We start from the raw sequence: 23,565 nt of genomic DNA, 5'->3' as shown, positions 1-23,565 counted from the left end.
CATGGCATTTGATAAAAAACTACTCGATATTGTTGCGTGTCCAGTATGTAAAGGAAAGCTTGAATATAATAAACAAGATAACCAACTCATCTGTAAGTTCGATAAAATTGCTTACCCGATCAATGATGGCATTCCTGTTTTACTTGAGAACAAAGCAGAGCCATTAGCTGAGTAATCATCGTCGATTCTGAATAAAAAAGCGCCTTGTGGCGCTTTTTTATTGATGATTTACAAAGTGTACAGATAGTAGGTGAAATTATTCAAAGTCCTTTGTACAGTGTTTCTATCCATTTATCTTCCGAGATAAAATTCCAGCTCCAGTCTTTCCATTTCGCTGGTAAGCCTTGCTTCTTTATATCTTTTAACGCGATACCTGATTCCTTTTGATCTCTCATCCAGTTAATCGAGGCATCTAACATGTGTTTAAATCGAGCTAAATCACTTTTATTGGCTAAATCACCGTGACCAGGAATAACTTTTGTATTATCAGTCATGTCACTTAAAGCGCTAGCAACATTATCGCGGTAACCTTTAACAGAACCACCTGCGGATAGATCGATATAAGGAAATCTATCTTTGAAGAACAGATCGCCCATGTGCACTATGTCGGCTTTGCTCCATATCACAACACTATCACCGTCTGTATGACCGGGCCCCATATGGCGAACTTTTAAAGCATCACCATTAAAATGCACTGTTATGCCATGATCGTAAGTGATTACAGGCAGTGCTTCAGGCGTAGTTTTTTCATCTGAAGCAAGGCGTTTAAGCACATTGTGGTGGGCCATGATGGTACCAGTGCTGCCGAAGTGGGCATTAGCACCTGTATGATCGCCATGATAATGGGTGTTGATGATAAATTTTGGAGTACCAGTTTGGAGCTCATTGAGCGCCGCTGATATTTTATTGGCAAGTGGAGCAAATTGGTCGTCAATCATCAGCAGGCCATCGCTACCGACAGAAACACCAATATTGCCGCCAGCACCAACAAACATATAAACACTGTCGCTTAGCTTGATAGGCTGAATCTCAACATCTTTAAATCTATCATTGGCGATCACACTATTGGTGATAAGTGCTGCCGCAAGTAGGGCGCTGTAACTTAGCATTTTGGTTACATGTTTAACTGAGATTTTCATCATGTTTGCCTTATTGGTGGAGTTTACTTTTTAAGCATGTAAACTGATGTTACAGATTTGTTGTGTTGAATGCATTAATACCAACCAGTATAAATATTTGGTCTCTCAGCGAGAGTTTAGCGATTCTGAGGCAATGTCATTAAATGCTCCTGCATTAATGACATTCACCACATCCATGTGTTTTGCAACGAGTGAAGAGCATAGTTGTTCTACGGTTAAGCTCGTTAACATAGCATCAGAAGCGCTAAAACTCGCCATTCTGGAGCTTTTTTGGCTACCTACTTCTGTGTTGAACAACTTTACAAGGGAACAACCATTCTTGCAGTTATTCGCCTTGAATTAGTTTGCCAAAAACAGTTCTGAATTGATCAAATTCTTATATTGATTGGTATAACTATAAAAAAACCGAATACTATTACTATTACTAGTATTCGGTTTGAGGGCTTGTTCAGTTTGCGCTAATCGGCCGGTCTACCAACTAACTTGAATTTCGCCTTTATTTCGCTAACAAGCCACGGCTGCGAAGCAATGGATCAATGCCTGCTTCTTTACCACGGAACTGTTTATACAGTTTCATTGGATCTTCGCTACCGCCTTGCGACAGAACGTTATCTCTAAAGGCATCAGCTGTTGCTTTGTCAAAAATACCGTTCTCTTTGAACGCTTCAAAAGCATCAGCACCTAAGATATCTGACCAAAGGTAGCTGTAGTAACCTGCAGAGTATCCGCCAGAGAAGATATGCGAGAAGTAAGTACTGCGGTAACGTGGGGCGATTTCACTGATCAATCCCATTTTGTTCAGTGATTCAGCTTCAAATTTTGCAGCATCTTTTGGCATAAAGTCAGTCACTGTGTGCCAATCTAAATCAAGCTTGGTTGCCGCCATGTACTCTACAGTTGCAAAGCCTTGGTTGAATTTGCTCGCAGCTTGAATTTTCTTTACTAGCTCTTGTGGGATCACTTCACCGGTTTTGTAATGCTTAGCAAACTGCGCCAATACTTCTGGTTGCGTCATCCAGTTTTCCATCACTTGTGATGGGAACTCAACGTAGTCGCGTGGTACTGAAGTCCCAGCTTGAGAGCGATATTCAACATCTGACAACATACCATGTAGTGCATGACCAAATTCATGGAATAGTGTGCTAGCTTCATCGAATGTTAACAGTGCCGGCTCGTTGCCTACTGGGCGTGGGTAGTTCAGAACGTTCACAATGATTGGCTTAGAATCAACACCGTTCATGTTGTACTGTTGACGATATGAGTTCATCCAAGCGCCACCACGTTTGCTGTCGCGTACGTAATAGTCACCCATAAAGATTGCCATTAACTCGCCATCTTTGTCGTAGACTTCCCATGTACGCACTTCATCATTGTACTTAGGCAGGTCAGTACGCTCTTTCACTGTAATACCGAATAAGCGGTTGGCAGTATAGAATACACCTTTAAGGGTGTTTTCTAATGAGAAGTAAGGGCGTGTTTGCTGCTCATTAAAGCTGTACTTAGCGACACGGATCTTGTCTGAATAGTACCACCAATCCCAACCAGCAAGCTTAAAATCACCGCCTTCAGAATCGATTAATTCTTGCATATCGGCAACTTCAGCTTCAGCTTGCGCTAATGCAGCTGGCCATACTTTGTTCAGCAAGCCGTATACGTTTTCAGGTGTTTGTGCTGTGCGCTCTTCAAGTACAAAGTGAGCGTGAGTTTTGTAACCCATTAGTTGTGCTCGTTCTGCGCGCAATGCCGCCATCTTCGCAAGGATTTTTTTGTTATCGTTTGCGTTGTTATTGTTACCGCGCTCTACATAACCTTTATAGATTTTCTCGCGCAGTTCTCGGCTATCGGCATAAGTTAAAAATGGCGTGATTGAAGGGCGTGAAGTGGTAAACACCCATTTGCCTTCATGGCCACGTTTTGTCGCTGTTTGCGCTGCAACGCTGATCACATCTTCCGGTAAACCGGCTAAATCGGCTTTATTATCGATAACGAGTTCGAATGCATTGGTTTCAGCGAGCAGATTGTCACCAAACTCTAGGCTTAGCTTACCAATTTGTTCATTAAGTGCGCGCAGTTTGGTTTTGTCTGCATCACTTAAGTTAGCACCGCCACGAGTGAAAGACTTATAGGTGTCTTGCAGTAGTTTTGCTTGAGCAACATTTAAGTTCAGTGCGTCACGTTGGTCATAGACGGCTTTTACTTTTTGAAATAGTGCGTCGTTTAACAATACGTCATCACCAGCGGCAGAAAGCATCGGAGAGACTTCCTTCGAGATAGCTTGAAGCTGCTCGTTGGTGTCTGCGCCTGTTAAGTTATAAAAAACGCTGGCAACTTTGCTGGTTAACTCACCTGAAAACTCCATAGCTTCAATGGTATTTGCAAAAGAGGGTGCTTCAGGGTTATCGATTATCGCTTGAATTTCGGCTTTATGTTGTGCAATACCCGCTTTAAAAGCAGGTAGGTAGTGTTCAGGCTTAATCTTTGAAAAATCTGGGATGCCGAAATAGGTATCATATGGCTTAAAGAATGGGTTGCCGGCATTGTTGTCAATTATTTGCTGAGCAACAACATTGGGTGCTGTTTGGTTGTCGGTTGTATTATTCGCGCTGCTGCATGCGCCAAGAGAAAGTGTGATTGCTATAGCTGCAACCAAAGGTTTGAGGGTTGATCCCTTCATAGTTTAAATCCCCGAATTTTTACTTGTTTTAATTTTCGCCAATATCTTTGCATTGACGTTAACGTCATTAAATATCACGGTTAGTGGTGTTAAATCTATTAAAAATACGTATTGTTTGTAACAAATGTTTTGAATGGGCATTTTTTATAACTTTACCCGCAAAAGTTGTGGCAAACTGAGTTGTTTTTCTACTAATAATTATAAAATGGACACCCATGAAACGTTTAGCCTTGCTGTTTATCACTCTGCTGTCTCTTCCCTGCAGTGCAATAGAATCTCAATCAGACAAAGTTGCTCATTACGCTGTTGCACAATATGCCGACGATATGCTTGCTAGTCTTGCGACACTCGTAAAATTCAATACAGTTGCGATTGAAGGGCAAACGCCTGACACCAATCCACAATTCATTGGTTTCAAACAGGAACTTAAAAGTTTGAGCGACAAACTAGGTTTAGATTATGTTGACCATGGCTATGTGATTTTGATTGGACTTGGTCAACAGGAAGACAAACTTGGCGTGATTACCCACGGTGATGTACAACCAGCCAACCCAGCATTGTGGCAGCAAAGCCCATATTTATTAGATATGACATCTGAGCCCGGTAAACTTATTGGCCGCGGCACCGAAGATGATAAAGGGCCAATCGTGACTGCGATGTATGCGATGAAGTCTATTAAAGATAAGCAGATAAAACTTAATAAACGAATAGAGTTGATGGTTTACATGGCGGAGGAATCCGACTGGGAGCCGCTTAAAGCGTTTTTGAAGAACTTCACTCCAGCCAATATCAACATCACTATCGATGCTGAATACCCTGTTGTGACGGCCGAGAAGGGTTGGAGCAAAATTGAATTTATGATCCCAAGTGTTAATCTCGAGGTTTCATTTAAGGGGAAAGCTACACTTGAACGCTTCTCTGGTGGTTATTTTGCTAGCCAAGTGCCTCAACAAGCTCAAGCAGAAATTAATTTTGCTGATAAGGAGTTAATTCAGCAGTTAAAGGCAGCAGCTAAAACACAACCCGCAATGACATATCGTTTTGCGCAAAACGGTTCGACAGTTACTATTTTTGCTGATGGTAAAGCAGCCCACTCTTCAACACCTGAAGATGGTGTCAATGCGGTGACTCATCTGGCACAACTGCTCGCTATCCATCAGTGGCCTAAAAACACAGCATCACTTACACAGCAATTTATCCATGAAATGGTTGGCATGGGAATTTATGCAGAGCAGTTTGGTGATATTGCATATAAAGATGATTTTATGGGGCCGATGAGTTTAGCGCCTACCATCGTGAAAACAGGTAAGCAGGGCACACAAGTAATGATTAATCTGCGTCGGCCTATAGGCAAGACGCCAGAGAGACTCGACCGCCAGACTCATGAAGCACTGGAGCGTTGGCAGCAAAAACATCAAGTTAAGTTAGCAAAGGTTGAAACCTATTGGGGAAAGCCTATGGTGATGCAAGATGCGCCGCATCTTAATACACTGCTCGATGTCTATTCTCATTTTACCGGGGTTAAAGATCCGCAACCGGTTGCTATTGGCGGTTCAACAAACAGTAAATTGTTCCCTAACGCATTGAGCTTTGGTCCTGCTATGCCAGGCATTGAGTATACAGGGCATACTGAAAATGAATTTATCACCTATAAGCAGTTTATGTTGAATCTAAAAATGTACACGGCTGCTTTTGTTGAGTTAGCTAAGTAATAGACAGTCTAGTGAGCATATGCGCTGCTAGGTTAGCGGCTAAAGATAGATTACAGTCAACGGCAGTAAAACTATTTTGCAGTTCTACTTAAAGCCAGCGGGGGAGTTAGGTATAATCCCCGCTCTTTATCGTTAACTAAGCTGCATTTTATATATTTAACACTGAATATATTGACAGCTAGTATTCGCTACATACGTGGGAGCTTACGTGACAGCTTTCGTGTTGAGCCTGAATTTTGAGTTTGGTAAGTAATAGATGACAGAACAGTCCATAGAAGCAACTTCGCTGAGCATACTCGCTCTAGATACATGTACCGAGTCGTGCTCTGCTGCGTTAACCCATAATCGACAAGTGTATTGCGAGCAAGCAGATGCACCGCGCGAGCACAGCCAAAGGTTATTGCCAATGGTTAAGTCGGTGTTATCTCAAGCTGATATCAAGTTGAGTGATGTCGACTTAATCGCTTATGGTCGAGGCCCAGGTAGTTTTACCGGGATCAGGATCTGCACCAGTATCACCCAAGGTTTAGCATTGGGGCAATCACTCCCTGTCATCGGGATCTCAACCCTTGCGACCATGGCACAAGCTGCTATTGAAGCTGGAGCCAAACAGGTTTTAGCTGCTATTGATGCGCGTATGGGTGAAGTCTATTGGGGGCAGTTTATTGCCGTTGATGGTATTGCCACATTAGCCAATGAAGAGGTTGTTAGCGCACCAGAATCGATAGTGTTAAGCTTGGATGAAACGCAAACGATTACCGCCTGTGGCACCGGTTTTGATGCCTATCCACAATTACTGGCAATCGCTGGTGGCCTTCCTGTGTGTGAGCTTGCTAAATTTCCAGATGCTAAGTATATGGCGATATTAGCGCAACAAGGTTATCTAAATGGCTTGAGCACGAGTGTTGACGAGCTTAAGCCTGTCTATTTACGTGATACCGTGACCTGGAAAAAATTACCAGGAAAAGAATGATCTGAACTTAAGCTGATTACGCATAAGACAGTGATTTAATAAGTTAAGGACGATTGGATGCAAATTAATTCAAGTCAACTTACCGCTTCTAAAGTTGAAGTCAATAAGTCGATAGGAACTAATCAGCCTACTGCTGTGCGGGTGGATGCTGCCGAACAAGTGCTGCCGATCCAAGCACAGCAGTCTTACCAATTTAACGACTATAACGAAGATGAAGCCGCACTTAAATCTCGACTCGGTGCTCATATAGAGTATGAGAATGATACTCGTGGCCAGCGAGGGGCTGTGGCTGAATACCTTACTAATCAGCATGCAGCAAAGCGCGAAGAGATCCAACAGATGGTAGGCATTGATACCTATGCCTAGCACTTTGCAACACTCGTCAAAGACTCCAATTTCGTCTGGTACGCCTAGCAGAGGTAGATTTTTTCTCGAATTATTGGTGGCTTTTCTGGTCACAAAACTACCGTTTGTGAGTGTGCCGTTTAAATGGCTCGAAAGCTATTTTCATGAGTTATCACATGGCTTAGCGACACTTTTCACTGGTGGAGCCGTTAGTCATATTCAGCTGTTTCCTAATGGAGCTGGACTTTGCTTCAGCCAAGGTGGTTGGTCATTAGCCATTGGCTTTGCAGGTTATTTTGGTGCTGCGTTGTGGGGCTATTTGATTTTTACATTTGCGACTTGGCCTAAGGGGATCCGCTTTAGCTTCGGTCTGTTAGGCGCGGGCGTTATCTTAACGACTTTGCTCTGGGCAAGAGATCTACTAACCATTTCGATTCTAGTGTCGCTCGCATTGTTATTTTTAATGCCGTTAAAGCTTAACCTTAATCGATATTTAGCCACCAGTTTGCGCATTATGGGCTTGATGGTTATTTTAAATGCATTGGCGAGTCCTACCGTATTATTTGGCCTTGAAGGGCAGGGTGATGCCAATATGCTTGCAGAGCAAAGTTGGATACCCGCTTGGTTCTGGGTGCTCGTTTGGCTTGCAACGAGTGCGTTTATGCTATTTCTATGTTGGCGCCGAGTTGACCGTCAAGCAGAAAAACGCCAGATTAAATAACAAAGTGTAAATCTCTGTTTCTTAGGCTTGGATTTTAAGCTATTGACTGTTAGGTTGATGCCAGCCTTTATATGGAGATATCTAATGAAAATGAATACCCTAGCCGCCAGCCTAATTCTGACTAGCGCGTTTGGCCTATCAACACTAAGCGCTACTGCAAATGCGCATGTCCACGAAAATGCCGCACTCGATACCGCGGTATCTAGTGATTTTCGCCAAACTAAAAATTCAGCCCGTGATACATACCGACACCCCAAAGAGACCATTGAGTTTTTTGGCGTAGAGCCTTCAGATACGGTTATTGAGTTATGGCCGGGTGGCGGTTGGTATGCTGAAATACTGGCGCCTTACCTTGCAGAGAAAGGCCATTATATTGGTGGGAATTTTAATGCTAACCCCGATGATGAAAAGCAGCGCAATGGCTACCGAGCCAAGGCGGGCAAAAAGTTTGAAAAGTGGATCGCGGATAATAAAGCAAAACTGGGTAACGCCTCCACCGTCACTTTCGATCCTCCTAGTTTTTACGCAATGGGCGACGACAACAGTGCTGACGTCGTACTCACTTTCAGAAACTTACATAACTGGGCAATGAAAGGTTATTTAGAGCCTGTATTTGATTCGGCTTATAAAGTGCTTAAATCTGGTGGTACATTTGGTATCGTTGAGCATCGAGCGAATCCTGGTATGGACGCTAAGACAGGTTATATGGATCAAGCTCAAATGATAAAACTAGCGGAAAAAGCGGGTTTTACCTTTGTAGAAAGTTCAGAGATTAACGCAAATGCAAAAGATACTAAAGATTACCCAAAAGGTGTTTGGACCTTACCGCCACGTTTAGCACTTGATGATCAAGACAAAGAAAAGTATCTCGCAATTGGTGAAAGCGATAGAATGACGCTGAAATTCACCAAAAAATAATAAGCAATATGGAAAAGTCTTGCGCGCAAGAAAATGAAATAACGATTCAATTACCCCATATAAAATTAGCTGCAAAACTATGGGGTTCGCAGGACAAACCATTAATATTGGCGTTGCATGGTTGGTTAGACAACGCCAATAGTTTTCTCCCTTTAAGTCACTATTTAACTGACTATCAAATCATGGCAATAGATTGGCCTGGTCATGGGCTATCTGAGCATCGCCCAGGCAAATATCCCCTGCATTGGATTGATTACCTCTATGATTTGGATGCGCTGTTAACAGCGTTGCCTGCAGAACAACAACCCACAGCCATTTTAGGACACTCTTTAGGGGGCATTATTGCATCCGCTTACACGGCTGCATTCCCTGAAAAGGTCGCAACTTTGGTGTTAGTCGAAGCATTATCTCCTCTCTATGAAAAAGAGAGTAAAGTGAAGCCACGTCTTAATAACAGCTTTAAATCACACCGACGTTACCTGCAAGTTGAGGCTAGAAACAGCAATGTTTATCGGGATATTTCTGTTGCTGTCAATGCTCGTCATAAACTTACTGCGTTAGATGTGGCATGGTGCGAAATTCTAACTCAACGCAATATGCAAAAGCTTGATTGTGGAGTAAGCTGGCGCAGTGATCCCCGCTTAAAATTAGATTCCCCATTGAGACTCGCTTATTCCCAAGTTGACGCATTAATGCAGGCCCATGAGGTCGATACATTGTTGATTCTGGGTAGCCAAGGCTTCACCCAACTTAGCAGTGCAATTCCCACTGCGAAACGTTGGTTCAATCAGCTTGAAGTCGAGGAAATTGAGGGAGATCATCATCTTCACATGGGTAGTGCGAAAGCGGTTTCATTTGCCATAGATAGATTCCTTAAAGCCAAAGGCTGAAAAAGGGACTAGGTTTTTCGTTACATATATGTGATGATAATCAAAATTTAAACGCTTGTATGATTTATTGGCGTTTCTTATAAATATAAAGATTTGACAGTGTTTAGCTTGTTTATTGGCAAGCTGCAAACGACCGTTGAGGTATTGTTTCCCTTAGGTGGAAATATTAGGAGATTTTTGTGGATCAACTTTGGATTAATAACCTGCCAGACGATGTGCCTTCTGAAATAAATGTAGAGCAATATGCCTCGTTAGTGGATCTATTTGAAACATCGGTTTCTAAATATGCTGATCAACCTGCATTTGTGAATATGGGGGCAACGTTAACCTATCGCAAATTAGAAGAGCGCAGCCGCGCGTTTGCTGCATACTTGCAAAATGAATTGAAGCTGAATAAAGGCGACCGTGTTGCCATCATGATGCCAAATTTATTGCAATATCCAATTGCTCTGTTTGGCATATTACGCGCAGGCATGGTTGTTGTTAACGTTAATCCGCTATACACCCCCAGAGAGCTTAAACATCAATTGACCGACTCTGGTGCCAAAGCGATTGTGGTAGTGTCTAATTTTGCCCACACATTAGATAAAGTCGTTGCAGAGACCCCTGTTGAAAGCGTTATTTTAACTGGCTTAGGCGATCTGTTGAGTGCGCCTAAACGTACAGTGGTTAATTTTGTCGTAAAGTATATTAAAAAGATGGTGCCTAAATACCATCTTCCGCAAGCTATTTCGATGCGAAAAGCGTTATCGAAAGGGCGACGTATGCAATATGTTAAGCCCGTGGTCAAAAAAGATGATTTAGCTTTCTTACAGTACACTGGTGGTACAACAGGTGTTTCCAAAGGGGCGATGCTTAGTCACGGCAATGTGGTCAGTAATTTGCTGCAAGCTGACGCAGCATACGGCTCGTTACTGGTTAACGGTAAAGAGTTCGTTGTCACTGCGCTGCCGCTTTATCATATTTTTGCTTTAACAGTTAACTGCTTGTTATTCATACATAAAGGTGCGAATAACTTGTTGATTACTAACCCAAGAGATCTGCCTGCTTTTATTAGTGAGTTAGATAAACACCCTTTCACAGCACTAACTGGCGTCAACACCCTGTTTAATGCACTAGTGAATTCTGAAGAGTTCACTAAGCTAGATTTCACCGATCTTAAACTGTCTATTGGTGGCGGTATGGCTGTGCAACGTGCAGTAGCCGATAAATGGCAAGGGATCACTCAAACGCGTTTATTAGAGGGTTATGGCCTTACCGAAGCATCACCATTGGTCACTTGCTGCCCTTATAACCTAGAGGGCTACAATGGCTCTATTGGCTTTCCTGTATCGAACACTGATATTCAAGTCAGAGATGAAGAGGGCAAGATACTCGCTCAAGGCGAGACTGGAGAGTTGTTTGCTAAAGGACCGCAGGTCATGGTCGGTTATTGGAATCGTCCCGAAGAGACTGCGAATGTTATCGATGCTAATGGCTACTTGGCAACGGGCGATATTGGTTACATGGACGATAAAGGCTTCTTCTTTATTGTTGATCGTAAAAAGGACATGATTTTAGTTTCTGGCTTTAATGTGTTCCCGAACGAAGTGGAAGAGGTTGTTGCCTTGCATCCAAAAGTCATCGAAGTGGCGGCCGTTGGCGTGCCCCATGAGGTTTCGGGTGAGCTTGTAAAAGTATTTGTGGTCGCAAATGATAAATCTTTAACCAAAGAGGATATTATCAAGCACTGCCGCGAACATTTGACGGGATATAAAATCCCTAAGCTGGTAGAATTTAGGGATGAACTGCCCAAAACGAACGTAGGAAAAATTCTACGTCGTGAATTGAGAGATGAAGCTAAGAGCGATTAACTGCGATTAGTTCTTTCATAAAAGAGTGGTAGTTGCCACTTTTTATAGACTAAAGCCGGCGAATGCCGGCTTTTGCATTATTTGGTCGAGTTAAGCTTATTTCAGGATTTTGGAGAAGACTTTGTTAGCGTTTCAATATATTGACGATGATACCAGTTTAGCGGCGCTAGTCGCGCAATACCGTGAAGCCAAATTACTGGTGATAGACACTGAATTTGTCAGAACTCGTACTTATTACGCTCGCCTAGGGCTTATTCAAGCTTATGACGGTAAAACCCTCGCCCTGATTGATCCACTCGCAGTGAGTAATCTCGACCTATTTTGGGCTTTATTGACCGATAACAATATCATTAAGCTACTCCACTCATGCAGCGAAGATCTCGAAGTTTTTGCCAAGAATGGAGCTTGTCAGCCCAATAAACTGTTTGATAGCCAAATTGCTGCAGGCCTTTGTGGCATGGGCTATGGGCTAGGCTATGCAAAGTTAGTTGAGCAAACACTGGATATCACGCTTGATAAGGGCGAGTCTCGCACCGATTGGCTAAAGCGACCATTGAGCGAAGCACAGCTAAATTATGCCGCAAACGATGTTTACTACCTCTACGAGCTATACCCACAACTGGTTGAGAAACTAGAATCGCAGGGCAGGTTAAGTTGGGTCTATGAAGATGGTGAGCGTATGACCCAAGGTCGTCTTGATGCCCCGGATCCTGAAGTTGCTTACCTTAAAGTAAAAAATGCATTCCAACTGTTGCCGCGACAGTTAGCAGTGTTAAAAGCGTTAGCTAAATGGCGCCTTAAACGTGCACTGATTAAAGACTTAGCGCTTGGATTTGTCGTCAAAGACCACGCCTTGATTGCACTGGCTAAAAAGATGCCTAAAAACAGTAATGATCTGTATAAACTAACAGAGCTTACCGAGCAAGAGAAGCGGATTCATGGTAAAGAACTGGTTAAAATTATTGCCAATGTTAGTTTTGAAGAACTACCAAAACCTTTGGATGTACTTGCGTTAAAAACAGGCTATAAAGCAGCTTTCAAAAGCATCAAACAGTGTATTGCAGAGCAAGCAGAAACGCAGAACGTACCGATTGAACTGCTTGGTTCAAAGAAGTTGATCCATGAATATCTACAATGGGTATGGGACGGTAAAACCGCAGAGGTACCTTTAATACTCAGTGGTTGGCGTAAAGGTATTGTCAGTGATGCGCTTAATGACCTTAAGCTTTAACGGCTAGAAATTGTTAGTCGTCATTTAAATTAGAAACACCCGCGAAATGCGGGTGTTTTTGACTTAAGTAGTGACTTAAACAGTAAATTAAATTTAGCTCTGCTCAGGCAAAGTTACATTAAGCTCAAGTACTGATAGGTTGTCGTCATTCTGATCAAGTTGCACGGATACTTGGTCTGCGCCCACTTTTACATATTTACGAATCACCTCAATGATCTCCTGCTTCATTTGCGGAAAATAATCGGGGGCGTCTCTCTCGCCACGTTGATGAGCGACAATGATCTGCAAACGTTCTTTGGCTGTTGCCGCAGTACTCGGTTTCTTCTTCGTTTTAAAATAATCAAGTAATGACATAATTAGCTACCAAAAATTCGTTTTAAGAAACCTTTCTTCTCTTCCGTAAGGAACCGGAAAGGCAGTTCTGCACCCAGTAAGCGCTCAACAGCATCGCTATAAGCCATTCCCGCGTCGCTCTCATTATCAATAATAACAGGTACGCCAGAGTTTGATGCTTTAAGTACTGCTTGTGACTCAGGAATAACGCCCAATAGCGGTATTGCTAGGATCTCTTCTACATCTTCTACGCTAAGCATTTCACCGGTTGTTACGCGGGCTGGTGAGTAACGGGTAAGAAGAAGAAACTCTTTAACTGGCTCAAGCCCTTCTTCAGCACGCTTAGATTTGCTTTGTAGCATACCTAAAATACGGTCTGAATCTCGGACAGAACTCACCTCAGGGTTGGTTGTCACAATGGCAATATCGGCAAAGTAGAGTGCCATCATAGCGCCCGTTTCTATACCAGCAGGCGAATCACAAATAATGTACTCGAAATCCTTTGCCAAGTTATCGAGGACTGTTCCAACCCCTTCTTTGGTTAAGGCATCTTTATCGCGAGTTTGGGAGGCTGGTAATACAAATAACTTAGGGCATCGTTTGTCTTTAATCAGTGCTTGGTTTAGATTTGCTTCACCATTAATGACATTAACAAAATCATAAACGACACGTCGCTCACAACCCATGATTAAATCGAGATTACGTAGGCCAATATCAAAATCAATCACTACGGTTTTATGGCCTTTTAATGCTAGGCCAGTTGCAATAGCTGCACTTGAGGTTGTTTTCCCCACACCGCCTTTTCCAGACGTGACAACAATAATTTGCGCCATTTATTATTCCTTTTTATTTGCGCTCTTACAGAGGCAATGATTCAACCGTAAGCGAGTCGCCTTCTAGGCGAATACAACCACTCTGTGCGGCTTCGTTTTGCTGAAGATGTTCAGTTAACCAGTATTGACCAGCAATCGATACCAGTTCTGCTTCAATTTTTTGTGCCACTATCACGGCATTCTTGTCACCGGCTGCGCCAGCCATAGCTTTGCCGCGCAATGCACCATAGACGTGGATACTGCCATCGGCGATAACTTCGGCGCCATTGCCAACTGCGCCTATGACGATAAGATCGCCGTTTTTCGCATAAATTTGCTGACCAGAACGGACGTTCTGTTTGACAATTTTAGTGGTCTTTGGCATTTGAGGTTGGCTAGTCGCCGCTTTTCCCGATTTAACAATGGCTAAACCAATTGATTTGGCCATATCATTAATAACAGGTAATGCGTTGGTGATACCGACAATAATAAGTTGGCGACTGGTTAAAATCTCTTTTAAACCTAAAAGGTCGAAGTCACTGGTTTTAATCGCACTTAAATTAACCACTAAAGGCGCACCAAGAAAAAACTGAGGTGCAATCGCAAGTTTACTGTCTAATTCCGTTGCTATAACTGCCATATCCTGGCTATTAATATGCAGAACAGAAAGAGTAAAAGAGGAGCCTTTTAATTCGAGGCTGGGTGTTTGCATTCCTGTATGACTCTCTAGAAAAATTCAGCGCAACGCTGATATCCATTAAATTACCGCCAAACCCAGCATTTTCGGGCAGAACGGGTATATTCCTAACAGTCCATGTTATAGTGTGACGCATAAGCTGGCAAGTTGAATAGTCTGGAAATTGAGTCGTATATGATCTGTGCTGTGTATAAAAGTTTAAGAAAAGCGGATAGCTACCTTTTTGTGGAAAAACGTAATGAATTTGAACGAGTTCCTGAAGCATTGATGGCAATGTTTGGCGAGCCGCAATTGGTGATGATGCTGCCAATTGATAAGCGTGATCACCTCGGTTTTGCTGATATTAAAAAAGTAAAAACTGAGCTGAATGATAAAGGATTTTATTTACAGTTACCGCCACCTGTGGTTAATTTGTTAGAACAACATAAGAAAGACATTGGTTTTAACCCCGAATAACAGCATTTATTTTTTGGGGTAAGGGAATATTTATGCTACTGAGTAAGCAAGCTTTGACATTAACCTGTGGGTTAGTGCTCTCTTTTAACGCGATAGCAAGTGATACAACGAGTGCAAACAAAGGGAGTTTTAGCGAGTATGTCGCCGAGCTGAAACTTGAAGCTGCAACGCAAGGCGTGACAGAGCAGACCATCAATGATGTTTTTCCCAAAATAAAAATGTTCAAAAAGGCGGTTGCTTCAGACAAGGCACAGCCTGAAACGAAATTGACTCTTGAAACATACCTACCAAGGGTCGTGCCTGACTGGAAAGTTGAAAAAGCGCGTAACTTATTCAAAACTCATCAAGTCGAACTTGAGAGGATCGGTAAGTTATACGGGGTGCAGCCGCGTTTTATTGTTGCTTTATGGGGCGTAGAGTCAAACTTTGGCAAGCTTACTGGTAGTTATCCAGTGTTATCAGTCACGGCTTCATTAGCTTATGAAGGACGTCGTGAAGCCTTCTTTAAAAAAGAGTTTTTCGCAGCGTTGAAAATAGCTGAAGAGCAGCAATTTACCTTTGAGCAGATGAAAGGTTCATGGGCTGGGGCCATGGGGCAAACTCAGTTTATGCCAACCTCATTTCTAGCTTATGCTCAGGACGGCGATGGCGATGGTAAAAAAGACATTTGGAATAACAGCAGCGATGCGTTTGCGTCTGCGGCTTACTACCTACAGCAAGCGGGCTGGAAAGAGTCTGAAACTTGGGGCAGGCAGGTAAAGACGCCTACGGACTTCGACGCGAAACTCGCCGATTTAGACGTTAAAAAGACCTTTTCACAATGGCAAGCATTGGGGGTTAGACGCTTTAATGGCAACGATCTTCCAAATCGAGATGACATGATGATCTCTATGGTGATGCCTGATGGTGAAACTGGTCGTAAGTATTTAGTTTATGATAATTATCGTGGGCTTCTACGTTGGAATAAATCGAATTATTTCGCCATTTCAGTTGCTTATCTATCTGAACGTATCAAGTATCCACCCATTAGCTAATACCAATAAGTAAGTAACGAAAAATAGCGGCTAATGAGCCGCTATTTTACTATTTGGCCATAATTTTATGTTCAGCCATATTCATTTTTCAAGCCTGCAATAACTGCGTTCACAAAGGTGCAACGACAGTGGTGGCTGGTGTACAATAGTGCTTCTTTTGAATTGAACCGAGTTGTAAGTTTTAGCATGGCATTTTGGAATGAAAAAACATTAGCAGAGATGGACACTTCTGAGTGGGAGTCCTTGTGTGATGGATGTGGTAAGTGTTGCCTCAACAAGTTGATTGACGATGAAACTGAACAGCTTTACTACACCAACGCAGCCTGTTTGTTATTAGATGCTAAGCAGGGTCATTGCAAGAGTTATGAGCAGCGCTTTAGTTTTGTGCCTACCTGCACTAAGGTGACCATGGAGAACTTAGCAATGCTAACTTGGTTACCGGATAGCTGCTCATACAAAAGGTTAAATGAAGGTCGGGGTCTACCTAGTTGGCACCCTCTTAAAACAGGCTCTAAAGAAGCGATGATTGAGGCTGGGATGTCAGTGGCAGGTAAAGTGACTTGCGAAACCAAGATCCGTGATATTGAAGATCACATCGTTATTTGGCCAATGAAAGATGTTGATTAACCTCCCGTCACAGCGCCTTTAATAAAAATGCCGACAAGGTAACTTGTCGGCATTTTTTGTTTTTCTTCAGTAGCTATAAAGGTCTACCTAGGGGACTAAGCTCTTACTTTTGTCATATCAACATAAAGTTTAAGTGTTTGCCCTGGTTGAATATATTTACTCTTTTCAAGTTTGTTCCAACGCACAAGATCACTGACCTTAACATTGAATTTACTGGCTATTCTGGCGAGAGAATCACCGCTACGTACCTTATAGTTAACGGTACGCATCACTTCCTTTAATCCTTGGTTGCTAGCGGTACTGTTACCAGTCCAAATCACTAGGTTTTGCCCGATCTGCAACGGATCTTTAGGTGCCATACTATTCCAGCTTGCAAGCTGAGCCGTTTTGACTTTGTGCTGCTTCGCTATTTTCCAAAACGAGTCACCAGACTTGACCGTGTAGTTCAGCTTTTGCTGACCGCGAGTCTTATTCTGCTTACGGTTTTTGCGTTGGTCAGCTGAAAGTAAGTATTCATCTAAATTCTTCGCTGCAACGGGAATAAGTAGGAATTTACCAGCAACAATGGTATTGCCATTAATATCATTGACTGACTTTAACGCAGATACGGTTGTACGGTAACGTTTAGCGATAAGACCTAAGCTGTCGCCAGACTTAATTTTATAGCGTTCCCAGTTAAGTCTTTCATTGGTTTTAGTGTCGTTCAGCGCTATTTTAAACGCCGAGGCTTTCTCAACCGGTAACACTAAGTTGTGAGGCCCATCAGGTGCTGTCGCCCAGCGGTTAAAACCTGGGTTTAACTTATGTAATTCTGATGTGGTCATACCGGCAATGTCAGCCGCTAAAGCAAGATCAATTTGACTGCCAATCTCTACGACTTCAATCTGTGGCTCGTTGCTGATAGGTGTTAGCGTAATACCGTATTTATCGGCATTTTTGATCACATCAGCAAGCGCTAAAAGCTGTGGTACATAGCGCTCAGTTTCACGCGGTAGGTTCAAGTGCCAAAAGTCAGTGGGGATCCCTTTACGCTTGTTTCGCTTAGCGGCATTAATGACACGCCCTTCACCGGTATTATAGGCTGCAATCGCATATAACCAGTTATCGCCGGTTTTGTCGTATAAATACTCAAGCATATCAAGTGCAGCAACGGTTGCAGCTGGTACATCTCGGCGGCCGTCATACCACCAGTTCATCTGCAGGCCAAAGTGACGTGCCATTGGTGAGGTAAATTGCCATAAACCTGATGCAGCGCCGTGTGAATAGGCAAATGGGTCAAATGCGCTTTCTACAATCGGTAATAATGCCAGCTCTATTGGCAAGTTACGTTGCTCTATCTCTTCAACGATTAAGAACATGAAAGGCGTAGCCCGCTCTGAAACACGTATTAGGTGCTGCGGGTGCTTGATATACCAGTCGCGGTACTGTCTAACCAATTTTTCATCTGGAATATCCATCTTAAGTTCTAGACGAATGCGCTCCCAAATATCAGTTACCTCAACAACTTCGGCGACATCTGGCTTTACAGGTTCTTTGGTGACTTTTTCTGCGACGACAGGTGTAACAGTAGGTCCTTCTGCAGTCGTTTGGTTGCTTAAGTGTTGGCAACCTGTCAGCAGGGCAATCCCCCCTGCGACAAATAAAATGGGTACGCGCATCTAAAATGTGTGTCCTTTATTTAGGCCCAAAAAAACCAGACTATATCTGGCTTAGCGGCACTGGATTAGCGAGACATTGTAGAGTATTTTTTAAAAGTTGTCTTTCCATTGACGCAGAAGTGCAAAGCAATTCACGTCACTTTTTATAGGTTGTTGGAATTGCTCAACTAAAGATTGCTGAATTTCTGTGCTATAACTACGTAAAAAAGGGTTTATCGCTTTTTCTTGGGCTATTGACGATGGCAAAGTCGGTATATTACTCGCTCTTAGGTGTTCGGCATGGCGAGTGTACTGTTGAAGTTGAACGTTGCTAGGATCGACACTATTGGCAAAGCGAAGGTTTGCTAAAGTGTATTCATGGGTACAGTAGACTTTTTTATCGTCTCCAATCTGGGCCAGCCGTGTTAACGATGTCAGCATTTGCTGTGGTGTTCCTTCAAACAAACGGCCACAGCCCGCGCTGAAAAGCGTATCGCCGCAAAAAAGCGCATCTTCTATAACATAGGCTATATGACCTAATGTGTGCCCAGGTACTTCAATCACTTCTGCTTTAAGGTCAATACCTTGTAGTGTTAAGCTTGTACAATCTTGTAGCGGGTTGCTAACCCCTTCAATATTTTCCGCTGCAGGTCCATAAACAGGGATATTGCTGCCATAATAGCTTAGAAGCTTGGTAATACCGCCTGTGTGGTCATGGTGGTGATGAGTGATGAGCACTCCAAGAAGCGGGATCTGTTTATCGCTCAAGAACTTAATCACCACATCGGCATCACCAGGGTCGACAACATAAGCACCATTAATATTTGGAGCTTGAATAGCCCATATATAGTTATCATCAAAGGCAGGTAATGGTGTGACAGTTAACATAATCAGTCCTAATAATTTGAGCGCTAAAACAAGTTTACTTAGAATAGCTATTGTTTGTACATGGCTTTCGTTATTAAAGTAGAACATCAGCAACTTAGGAGATAGCATTGACTCATTCAGGTGTTCCGCTAAAACCCTATCATTGGTCAGAGTTACCAAATGGTCAGGTGATCCGTGAAAGCGTTGAAGAAGCAATGTTTTCGTGGTGGCCGAGAGTATTCGGTTATTACATGTTAAGCCTTGGACCATTGAGTGCAAAGATTGATAAAACAGGCGTTGGAGTCAGTTGCCAATACTCTTTGTTCGATGAACCGGAAGCCGACATACTGGCAGATTACACTCAATTGCCGATCCAAAATGCCAGTGTCGATGCCGTGGTAATGAATTTTTTACTGGAGTTTGAAACCGATCCCTATCGTTTGCTACGGGAAGTCGATCGGGTGTTGATCTCTGGTGGTCACCTTATTATTGCTGGCTTTAACCCGTTAAGCCCGATGTTTGTTGGCAAAATGCTGCCTAAATACCAGCAAGAGATCCCTTGGAATGGTCGCTTCTTTATGCCGTCGAGAGTTAAAGATTGGTTAGGGCTTTTAGGGTATCAAGTGGTAGCCGACGAGCGTTTGTTACACCATCATCTGCTAAAAGAGCTTAAAACTGACAGTATCTGGTCACACGCGTTGAAGTCGTGGCTACCAAGTAGTGGCAGTGTTTATGTGTTAGTGGCAAGAAAGCTTGAAACACCGCTAACCCCAGTTAGAGCTAAGCGCAAAGTTAAACAGCCAAACTGGTCAACGGCGCCAACAGCAGGGCGTACAGGCCATACTTCTCAGTCTTCAAAATAATGGATTTACACAATTAATGCGTATTACCTTAAAACAACTCGCCATTTTTGAAGCCGTTGCCCGTAGCGGCCAAGTGGCAAAAGCTGCTGAAATGGTTAATCTGTCATCTCCTGCAGCCTCTATGGCGCTCTCTGAGCTTGAGAAGCAACTTGATGCGCGCTTATTCGAACGTATAGGTAATCGACTTAGATTGAACTCCCAAGGCAGTATGTTGTTGCCACTTGCGACAGATGCATTGCAAAAAATTGATCAAATAGAACATGCTTTTTCGCCGGCAGGCAGTGAGCTTGGCGGGGATCTAAATGTGAGTGCCAGCTCCACCATAGGTAACTATTTATTGGCGAAAAGCGCAGTGGCATTTTGTCAGCAGCATACCAATACCCAAGTTAATGTTGATATTGATAACAGCCAAGCGGTCATTAATGCTGTGCTCGAATTTCGAAGTGAAGTGGGTTTTATTGAAGGGCAATGCCTCGATAGCCGCATTGCTGTAGAAGCGTGGCATAAAGACTGCTTACTCATTTTCTGTCATCCAGCACATCCGCTTGCAGGGAAAACGGTAATGCCCAGTCAACTAGCAGGTCAACCTTGGGTGATGAGAGAAGAGGGCTCTGGCACCCGAGATTACTTTGTAAATGCTGCAAACATGCTTGATATGCAGCCGCAAGAAAAGTTTCGATTCTCGACTCCTGACGCGATTAAACAAGCGGTTAAACAAGGAGCCGGATTAGGTGTGCTGTCGGAATTAACTCTGGAAAAAGAGATCTGTCGTAAAGAACTGGCTGTCATCAATGTCGAGGGCTTATTGCTTGAACGAAAATTTTACCGAATACACCATAAGAGCCGAAATTTTACCGCTATCGGTGCGGCGTTCATCGATTTTTGCCAAGATTTTTTAAACACCGATAGCTAGAGTTGTCTAAAAAGATTAACTCTGCTGCGCGAGATAGCCGCTGTCTTCCTGAGTTGGCTTTTTCTCAGCGGCTTGGCGCGCCAAGTCATCACAACGCTCGTTCTCAACATGGCCTGCATGGCCTTTAACCCAGCGCCAATCAATTTGGTGCCGCTGCGAAACAGCATCAAGACGCTGCCATAAATCGACATTTTTTACCGCTTGCTTGGTGGAAGTAACCCAGCCGTTGCGTTTCCAGCCATGGATCCATTGAGTGATCCCTTGGCGCATATATTGGCTATCGCTGGTTAATATCACTTGGCAGGGGACTTTTAGCGTCTCTAATGCCACAATGGGAGCGAGCATCTCCATGCGGTTATTAGTGGTCAATGCAAAACCATCGGCCAGTTCGTGAGTATGTTTTTTATACTTCATTACAATGCCGTAGCCCCCAGGCCCGGGGTTTCCTAAGCAAGAACCGTCGGTAAAGATAGAGATCTGTTTCAGTCCAGTCATCAAGTTGGTACCATAGCGAAAGTGCTGGGCGAGTATACCCAAAAATTTAACTGAGAAATGCATTAATTCACATGAACATTATTTCAAGCGCTAAACGCCAAATTATTCTCGATACCGAAACCACAGGTATGAACCAATCTAGTGGTCCTATTTATCTTGGTCATAGAATCATTGAGATTGGTTGTGTTGAAGTGGTTAACCGCAAGCTAACCGGACGTCATTACCACGAATACATCAATCCGCTGCAGCCGATTGATGAAGAAGCGATAGAAGTTCATGGGATCACCAATGAATTTGTCGCAGACAAGCCTAAGTTTCATCAAATAGCGCAGAGCTTTATTGAGTTTATCGACGGCGCAGAAATCGTGGCACATAACGCAAACTTCGACGTTAGCTTTATGGATCATGAGTTTTCGATGTTACAGCCTATAGGGCCGAAGACTGCTGAAATTTGTCAAATACTCGATTCTCTGGCCATCGCCAAGCACCTTCATCCTGGACAGAAAAATAACCTAGATGCCTTGTGTAAGCGTTACGGTATTGATAACTCTCGCCGCGATCTTCACGGCGCATTACTTGATGCCGAGATCTTAGCTGACGTTTACCTCATCATGACGGGTGGGCAAACTAAGTTTAATCTATCAAGTGAAAAAGCGGGTCAAGAGGGCGGTGGTATAAATCGACTCCCTAAAGATCGAGCAAAACTTAAAGTGATCAGCGCATCGGCCGATGAACTAACTAGACATGAAGAGCGACTCGACTTGGTCGCTAAATCTGGGCAGTGTATCTGGCGAGGATAGATTTTTATCTATGATTAAACGCGTAACAACATATGTGGCGGCGATACTTATTGGGCTTTTGCTAAGCCGTATCGCCATTGCTGACGTCATTCTTTCATCTCAAGCTTCTGAATTAAAAAACCGTTTTAGAATTGACCATATGGTCGATAGTGTCACCTTGCTTATTCAACGGGAATACGGCAGTGCACCAGTGATTGTGGTGCAGCCAGATGGCAGTAAATGGTACGCCAGTCGTCACCCAGAATCTGTAAAGTGGATGGATGGATTGACCGGGGATATGATCACCATTGAAAACCCGATGCCAGGTCCTTGGCAGCTTATTGGGAGAGTGGTAGAAGGGTCGGTTATCGATAAAGTCTCCAAACTTGCAATCGACGTTGATCCTATCCCACAACCTCTTTACCAAGGTGAACGTCTAAAGCTAACAACACGTTTGATTGGGGATGATGAGCAAGTTCGCTTACCAGGCTTAGATTACCTGATGAGTTGGACGGCGAAATTTATCAGCGACAACAATCCAGGTGATGAAAACTTTGCCGCTGGCAGTTTTATTGTAGGTAACTATCGCGACAATGGTGAAAAGCTTGATGAAACTCCTGATGACGGGATCTTTACCAGTAAAATAAACCTAACCCAAGCTTGGGGCGGTTATACTTTACAAGTCGATGCGAAGAACGCCGTGCTTGAGCGCCAATATTCTGAAGCATTTACCTTGTCAACACGACCTATTAATGTAGAGATTGTCGCGCCAGAAAGCGCTGAAGCGGGTCGGTGGGATCTGCACCTCACCGTAGATGCCAATGAGTTGTTGTTATCGCAAACGCACATAGAAGCTGAAATAGTCGGTCCTGCTGGAATGCGGTTATTAGAAACAATTTCAGATATTACTGAAGCTGATAGTCGGTTTCACTTAAAACCTGTTAATGACTTTGGTAGTTATCGAATCAAGTTAACAGCAGTGAGCACCACTAAAGCTGGGCGCGAGATCTACTTGACCTTGCCAGAGCTATTTTTTAATTTTGTGAAACCGCCAGAGCCGCCGCCTTCAAAAGAGGAACTTGCGGCAAAGGCTGAATTACTCGCTAAGCAGGCAGAAGACTCAGCAAAACAAGATGCAATATTTTGGTTGATTACTATCAATACGGGTTTACTTATTTTGGGCATTTTGATTTTACTGTTTGTCCGTAAACGGAGTAATTTGAAAAAAGCATTAGCTGCAACCCAAGCAAGAATAGATAAAGAGTCCCGTCAACAGAAGATGACTATGGAGCTTGATGAGATTGATCTGATGATGCCGGAAGATTTTGATGAACCTAAAACTGGAAATTAAACAAAAATCACGAATGCTGTACGTTAAATATCAAAATTGAGTGTTTTTTAGCTGGTTAGTAATGTTTGCTGCAAAAACTTATTGACGGAGTTTAACAGTCTACGTATTATTCATCGCACTTGATGTGGAGCGGTAGTTCAGTTGGTTAGAATACCGGCCTGTCACGCCGGGGGTCGCGAGTTCGAGTCTCGTCCGTTCCGCCAATCAAGTGCTAAAATTTAAGCTATTTGTTAGTGACATAACGA

Annotated in this window: 25 protein-coding genes and 1 tRNA gene; 17 read left to right on the top strand and 9 right to left on the bottom strand. The window is 43.2% G+C overall.

The features are described 5' to 3' along the window. The first annotated feature begins 1 nt into the window (after position 1). Positions 2-175, top strand: a complete 174-nt coding sequence (locus AB4135_RS12035) for a Trm112 family protein (protein ID WP_020912385.1) — start codon at positions 2-4, stop codon at positions 173-175. Positions 176-260: 85 nt separating this feature from the next. On the opposite strand, the gene AB4135_RS12030 is transcribed toward AB4135_RS12035, so the two are convergent. The 3 genes from AB4135_RS12030 to AB4135_RS12020 all read right to left on the bottom strand — a co-directional run bounded on the left by AB4135_RS12030 (position 261) and on the right by AB4135_RS12020 (position 3,813). After that, a complete protein-coding gene (locus AB4135_RS12030) occupies positions 261-1,139 on the bottom strand; it encodes an MBL fold metallo-hydrolase (RefSeq protein ID WP_371993133.1) in 879 nt (292 codons plus the stop codon). 105 nt (positions 1,140-1,244) lie between these two features. Then, the gene (locus tag AB4135_RS12025; protein ID WP_371993131.1) at positions 1,245-1,397 is read right to left on the bottom strand and encodes a hypothetical protein; all 153 of its coding nucleotides are present in this window, start codon (positions 1,395-1,397) and stop codon (positions 1,245-1,247) included. Between the two features lie 238 nt (positions 1,398-1,635). Continuing rightward, positions 1,636-3,813 carry a M3 family metallopeptidase gene (locus AB4135_RS12020; RefSeq protein WP_371993129.1) on the bottom strand — a complete coding sequence of 726 codons (2,178 nt, stop codon included), beginning with the start codon at positions 3,811-3,813 and terminating at the stop codon, positions 1,636-1,638. A 215-nt stretch (positions 3,814-4,028) separates the two neighbouring features. Here AB4135_RS12020 and AB4135_RS12015 point away from each other — a divergent pair, with 215 nt between their 5' ends. The 8 genes from AB4135_RS12015 (at position 4,029) to rnd (ending at position 12,456) form a co-directional block, all read left to right on the top strand. Next, entirely contained in the window at positions 4,029-5,525 is a 1,497-nt protein-coding gene (locus tag AB4135_RS12015) for a dipeptidase (RefSeq protein WP_371993127.1), read from the top strand. A gap of 256 nt (positions 5,526-5,781) precedes the next feature. Next, a complete protein-coding gene (gene tsaB / locus AB4135_RS12010; RefSeq protein WP_371993126.1) occupies positions 5,782-6,498 on the top strand; it encodes a tRNA (adenosine(37)-N6)-threonylcarbamoyltransferase complex dimerization subunit type 1 TsaB in 717 nt (238 codons plus the stop codon). A gap of 57 nt (positions 6,499-6,555) precedes the next feature. Continuing rightward, positions 6,556-6,864 carry a hypothetical protein gene (locus AB4135_RS12005; protein ID WP_371993124.1) on the top strand — a complete coding sequence of 103 codons (309 nt, stop codon included), beginning with the start codon at positions 6,556-6,558 and terminating at the stop codon, positions 6,862-6,864. Further along, on the top strand, positions 6,857-7,564 hold the full coding sequence (locus AB4135_RS12000; protein WP_371993122.1) for a M50 family metallopeptidase: 708 nt from the start codon (positions 6,857-6,859) through the stop codon (positions 7,562-7,564). Before AB4135_RS12005 ends, AB4135_RS12000 begins: the two co-directional genes overlap by 8 nt. A gap of 84 nt (positions 7,565-7,648) precedes the next feature. Beyond that, positions 7,649-8,482 carry a class I SAM-dependent methyltransferase gene (locus AB4135_RS11995; RefSeq protein WP_371993121.1) on the top strand — a complete coding sequence of 278 codons (834 nt, stop codon included), beginning with the start codon at positions 7,649-7,651 and terminating at the stop codon, positions 8,480-8,482. Positions 8,483-8,490: 8 nt separating this feature from the next. Then, positions 8,491-9,372, top strand: a complete 882-nt coding sequence (locus tag AB4135_RS11990; protein ID WP_371993119.1) for an alpha/beta hydrolase — start codon at positions 8,491-8,493, stop codon at positions 9,370-9,372. 179 nt (positions 9,373-9,551) lie between these two features. Continuing rightward, positions 9,552-11,225 (top strand): long-chain-fatty-acid--CoA ligase FadD, encoded by a 1,674-nt coding sequence (fadD, locus tag AB4135_RS11985; protein ID WP_371993117.1) that lies wholly within the window; start codon positions 9,552-9,554, stop codon positions 11,223-11,225. Between the two features lie 121 nt (positions 11,226-11,346). After that, positions 11,347-12,456, top strand: a complete 1,110-nt coding sequence (gene rnd, locus AB4135_RS11980; protein WP_371993115.1) for a ribonuclease D — start codon at positions 11,347-11,349, stop codon at positions 12,454-12,456. Positions 12,457-12,549: 93 nt separating this feature from the next. Here the strand turns inward: rnd and minE are convergent, their stop codons facing one another. Genes minE through minC form a run of 3 tightly spaced genes read right to left on the bottom strand, consistent with a single transcriptional unit; the run spans position 12,550 to position 14,313 of the window. Beyond that, positions 12,550-12,810: a cell division topological specificity factor MinE gene (gene minE, locus AB4135_RS11975; protein WP_020912397.1), complete on the bottom strand. Its 261-nt coding sequence runs from the start codon at positions 12,808-12,810 to the stop codon at positions 12,550-12,552. 2 nt (positions 12,811-12,812) lie between these two features. After that, complete coding sequence (gene minD / locus AB4135_RS11970) at positions 12,813-13,622, bottom strand: septum site-determining protein MinD (RefSeq protein ID WP_371993113.1); 810 nt, start codon at positions 13,620-13,622, stop codon at positions 12,813-12,815. Positions 13,623-13,647: 25 nt separating this feature from the next. After that, positions 13,648-14,313 (bottom strand): septum site-determining protein MinC, encoded by a 666-nt coding sequence (gene minC / locus AB4135_RS11965; RefSeq protein WP_371993111.1) that lies wholly within the window; start codon positions 14,311-14,313, stop codon positions 13,648-13,650. 159 nt (positions 14,314-14,472) lie between these two features. Between minC and AB4135_RS11960 the strand changes: the two genes are divergently transcribed. From AB4135_RS11960 to AB4135_RS11950, 3 genes are all read left to right on the top strand, one after another. Continuing rightward, the gene (locus AB4135_RS11960) at positions 14,473-14,754 is read left to right on the top strand and encodes a YcgL domain-containing protein (protein WP_371993157.1); all 282 of its coding nucleotides are present in this window, start codon (positions 14,473-14,475) and stop codon (positions 14,752-14,754) included. Positions 14,755-14,786: 32 nt separating this feature from the next. Next, positions 14,787-15,788 (top strand): lytic transglycosylase domain-containing protein, encoded by a 1,002-nt coding sequence (locus AB4135_RS11955; RefSeq protein WP_371993109.1) that lies wholly within the window; start codon positions 14,787-14,789, stop codon positions 15,786-15,788. Between the two features lie 186 nt (positions 15,789-15,974). Beyond that, on the top strand, positions 15,975-16,415 hold the full coding sequence (locus AB4135_RS11950; RefSeq protein ID WP_371993107.1) for a YcgN family cysteine cluster protein: 441 nt from the start codon (positions 15,975-15,977) through the stop codon (positions 16,413-16,415). A 95-nt stretch (positions 16,416-16,510) separates the two neighbouring features. Here the strand turns inward: AB4135_RS11950 and AB4135_RS11945 are convergent, their stop codons facing one another. After that, the gene (locus AB4135_RS11945; protein ID WP_371993105.1) at positions 16,511-18,073 is read right to left on the bottom strand and encodes a LysM peptidoglycan-binding domain-containing protein; all 1,563 of its coding nucleotides are present in this window, start codon (positions 18,071-18,073) and stop codon (positions 16,511-16,513) included. A gap of 90 nt (positions 18,074-18,163) precedes the next feature. Further along, positions 18,164-18,940 carry a hydroxyacylglutathione hydrolase gene (gene gloB, locus AB4135_RS11940; protein ID WP_371993103.1) on the bottom strand — a complete coding sequence of 259 codons (777 nt, stop codon included), beginning with the start codon at positions 18,938-18,940 and terminating at the stop codon, positions 18,164-18,166. 107 nt (positions 18,941-19,047) lie between these two features. Between gloB and AB4135_RS11935 the strand changes: the two genes are divergently transcribed. Together AB4135_RS11935 and AB4135_RS11930 are read left to right on the top strand one after the other, a co-directional pair. Next, positions 19,048-19,782 carry a class I SAM-dependent methyltransferase gene (locus AB4135_RS11935; protein ID WP_371993102.1) on the top strand — a complete coding sequence of 245 codons (735 nt, stop codon included), beginning with the start codon at positions 19,048-19,050 and terminating at the stop codon, positions 19,780-19,782. 16 nt (positions 19,783-19,798) lie between these two features. Further along, positions 19,799-20,695: a LysR substrate-binding domain-containing protein gene (locus AB4135_RS11930; protein WP_371993100.1), complete on the top strand. Its 897-nt coding sequence runs from the start codon at positions 19,799-19,801 to the stop codon at positions 20,693-20,695. A gap of 15 nt (positions 20,696-20,710) precedes the next feature. Here the strand turns inward: AB4135_RS11930 and rnhA are convergent, their stop codons facing one another. Continuing rightward, on the bottom strand, positions 20,711-21,190 hold the full coding sequence (gene rnhA, locus AB4135_RS11925) for a ribonuclease HI (RefSeq protein ID WP_371993098.1): 480 nt from the start codon (positions 21,188-21,190) through the stop codon (positions 20,711-20,713). A 71-nt stretch (positions 21,191-21,261) separates the two neighbouring features. On the opposite strand from rnhA, the gene dnaQ reads away from it, so the two are divergent. The 3 genes from dnaQ to AB4135_RS11910 all read left to right on the top strand — a co-directional run bounded on the left by dnaQ (position 21,262) and on the right by AB4135_RS11910 (position 23,523). After that, the gene (dnaQ, locus tag AB4135_RS11920) at positions 21,262-21,990 is read left to right on the top strand and encodes a DNA polymerase III subunit epsilon (protein ID WP_220739913.1); all 729 of its coding nucleotides are present in this window, start codon (positions 21,262-21,264) and stop codon (positions 21,988-21,990) included. 10 nt (positions 21,991-22,000) lie between these two features. Next, positions 22,001-23,320 (top strand): TIGR03503 family protein, encoded by a 1,320-nt coding sequence (locus tag AB4135_RS11915; protein WP_371993096.1) that lies wholly within the window; start codon positions 22,001-22,003, stop codon positions 23,318-23,320. 126 nt (positions 23,321-23,446) lie between these two features. Then, positions 23,447-23,523 (top strand) — tRNA-Asp (locus AB4135_RS11910). Positions 23,524-23,565 lie beyond the last annotated feature (42 nt).

Origin of the sequence: Shewanella sp. 10N.286.54.B9 (genome assembly GCF_041468565.1) — a bacterium.
Classification (GTDB): domain Bacteria; phylum Pseudomonadota; class Gammaproteobacteria; order Enterobacterales; family Shewanellaceae; genus Shewanella.
The sequence above is the reverse complement of the archived record's forward strand: the minus strand, read 5'-3'. Positions and strand labels throughout refer to the sequence as shown.

Excerpts from the sequence above, each read along its gene's own strand:
- AB4135_RS12035 (WP_020912385.1), top strand. The coding sequence starts at position 2 with ATGGCATTTGATAAAAAACTACTCGATATTGTTGCGTGTCCAGTATGT.
- AB4135_RS12030 (WP_371993133.1), bottom strand. The coding sequence starts at position 1,139 with ATGAAAATCTCAGTTAAACATGTAACCAAAATGCTAAGTTACAGCGCC.
- AB4135_RS12025 (WP_371993131.1), bottom strand. The coding sequence starts at position 1,397 with ATGGCGAGTTTTAGCGCTTCTGATGCTATGTTAACGAGCTTAACCGTA.
- AB4135_RS12020 (WP_371993129.1), bottom strand. The coding sequence starts at position 3,813 with ATGAAGGGATCAACCCTCAAACCTTTGGTTGCAGCTATAGCAATCACA.
- AB4135_RS12015 (WP_371993127.1), top strand. The coding sequence starts at position 4,029 with ATGAAACGTTTAGCCTTGCTGTTTATCACTCTGCTGTCTCTTCCCTGC.
- tsaB (WP_371993126.1), top strand. The coding sequence starts at position 5,782 with ATGACAGAACAGTCCATAGAAGCAACTTCGCTGAGCATACTCGCTCTA.
- AB4135_RS12005 (WP_371993124.1), top strand. The coding sequence starts at position 6,556 with ATGCAAATTAATTCAAGTCAACTTACCGCTTCTAAAGTTGAAGTCAAT.
- AB4135_RS12000 (WP_371993122.1), top strand. The coding sequence starts at position 6,857 with ATGCCTAGCACTTTGCAACACTCGTCAAAGACTCCAATTTCGTCTGGT.
- AB4135_RS11995 (WP_371993121.1), top strand. The coding sequence starts at position 7,649 with ATGAAAATGAATACCCTAGCCGCCAGCCTAATTCTGACTAGCGCGTTT.
- AB4135_RS11990 (WP_371993119.1), top strand. The coding sequence starts at position 8,491 with ATGGAAAAGTCTTGCGCGCAAGAAAATGAAATAACGATTCAATTACCC.
- minE (WP_020912397.1), bottom strand. The coding sequence starts at position 12,810 with ATGTCATTACTTGATTATTTTAAAACGAAGAAGAAACCGAGTACTGCG.
- minD (WP_371993113.1), bottom strand. The coding sequence starts at position 13,622 with ATGGCGCAAATTATTGTTGTCACGTCTGGAAAAGGCGGTGTGGGGAAA.
- minC (WP_371993111.1), bottom strand. The coding sequence starts at position 14,313 with ATGCAAACACCCAGCCTCGAATTAAAAGGCTCCTCTTTTACTCTTTCT.
- AB4135_RS11960 (WP_371993157.1), top strand. The coding sequence starts at position 14,473 with ATGATCTGTGCTGTGTATAAAAGTTTAAGAAAAGCGGATAGCTACCTT.
- AB4135_RS11955 (WP_371993109.1), top strand. The coding sequence starts at position 14,787 with ATGCTACTGAGTAAGCAAGCTTTGACATTAACCTGTGGGTTAGTGCTC.
- AB4135_RS11950 (WP_371993107.1), top strand. The coding sequence starts at position 15,975 with ATGGCATTTTGGAATGAAAAAACATTAGCAGAGATGGACACTTCTGAG.
- AB4135_RS11945 (WP_371993105.1), bottom strand. The coding sequence starts at position 18,073 with ATGCGCGTACCCATTTTATTTGTCGCAGGGGGGATTGCCCTGCTGACA.
- gloB (WP_371993103.1), bottom strand. The coding sequence starts at position 18,940 with ATGTTAACTGTCACACCATTACCTGCCTTTGATGATAACTATATATGG.
- AB4135_RS11930 (WP_371993100.1), top strand. The coding sequence starts at position 19,799 with ATGCGTATTACCTTAAAACAACTCGCCATTTTTGAAGCCGTTGCCCGT.
- rnhA (WP_371993098.1), bottom strand. The coding sequence starts at position 21,190 with ATGACTGGACTGAAACAGATCTCTATCTTTACCGACGGTTCTTGCTTA.
- dnaQ (WP_220739913.1), top strand. The coding sequence starts at position 21,262 with ATGAACATTATTTCAAGCGCTAAACGCCAAATTATTCTCGATACCGAA.
- AB4135_RS11915 (WP_371993096.1), top strand. The coding sequence starts at position 22,001 with ATGATTAAACGCGTAACAACATATGTGGCGGCGATACTTATTGGGCTT.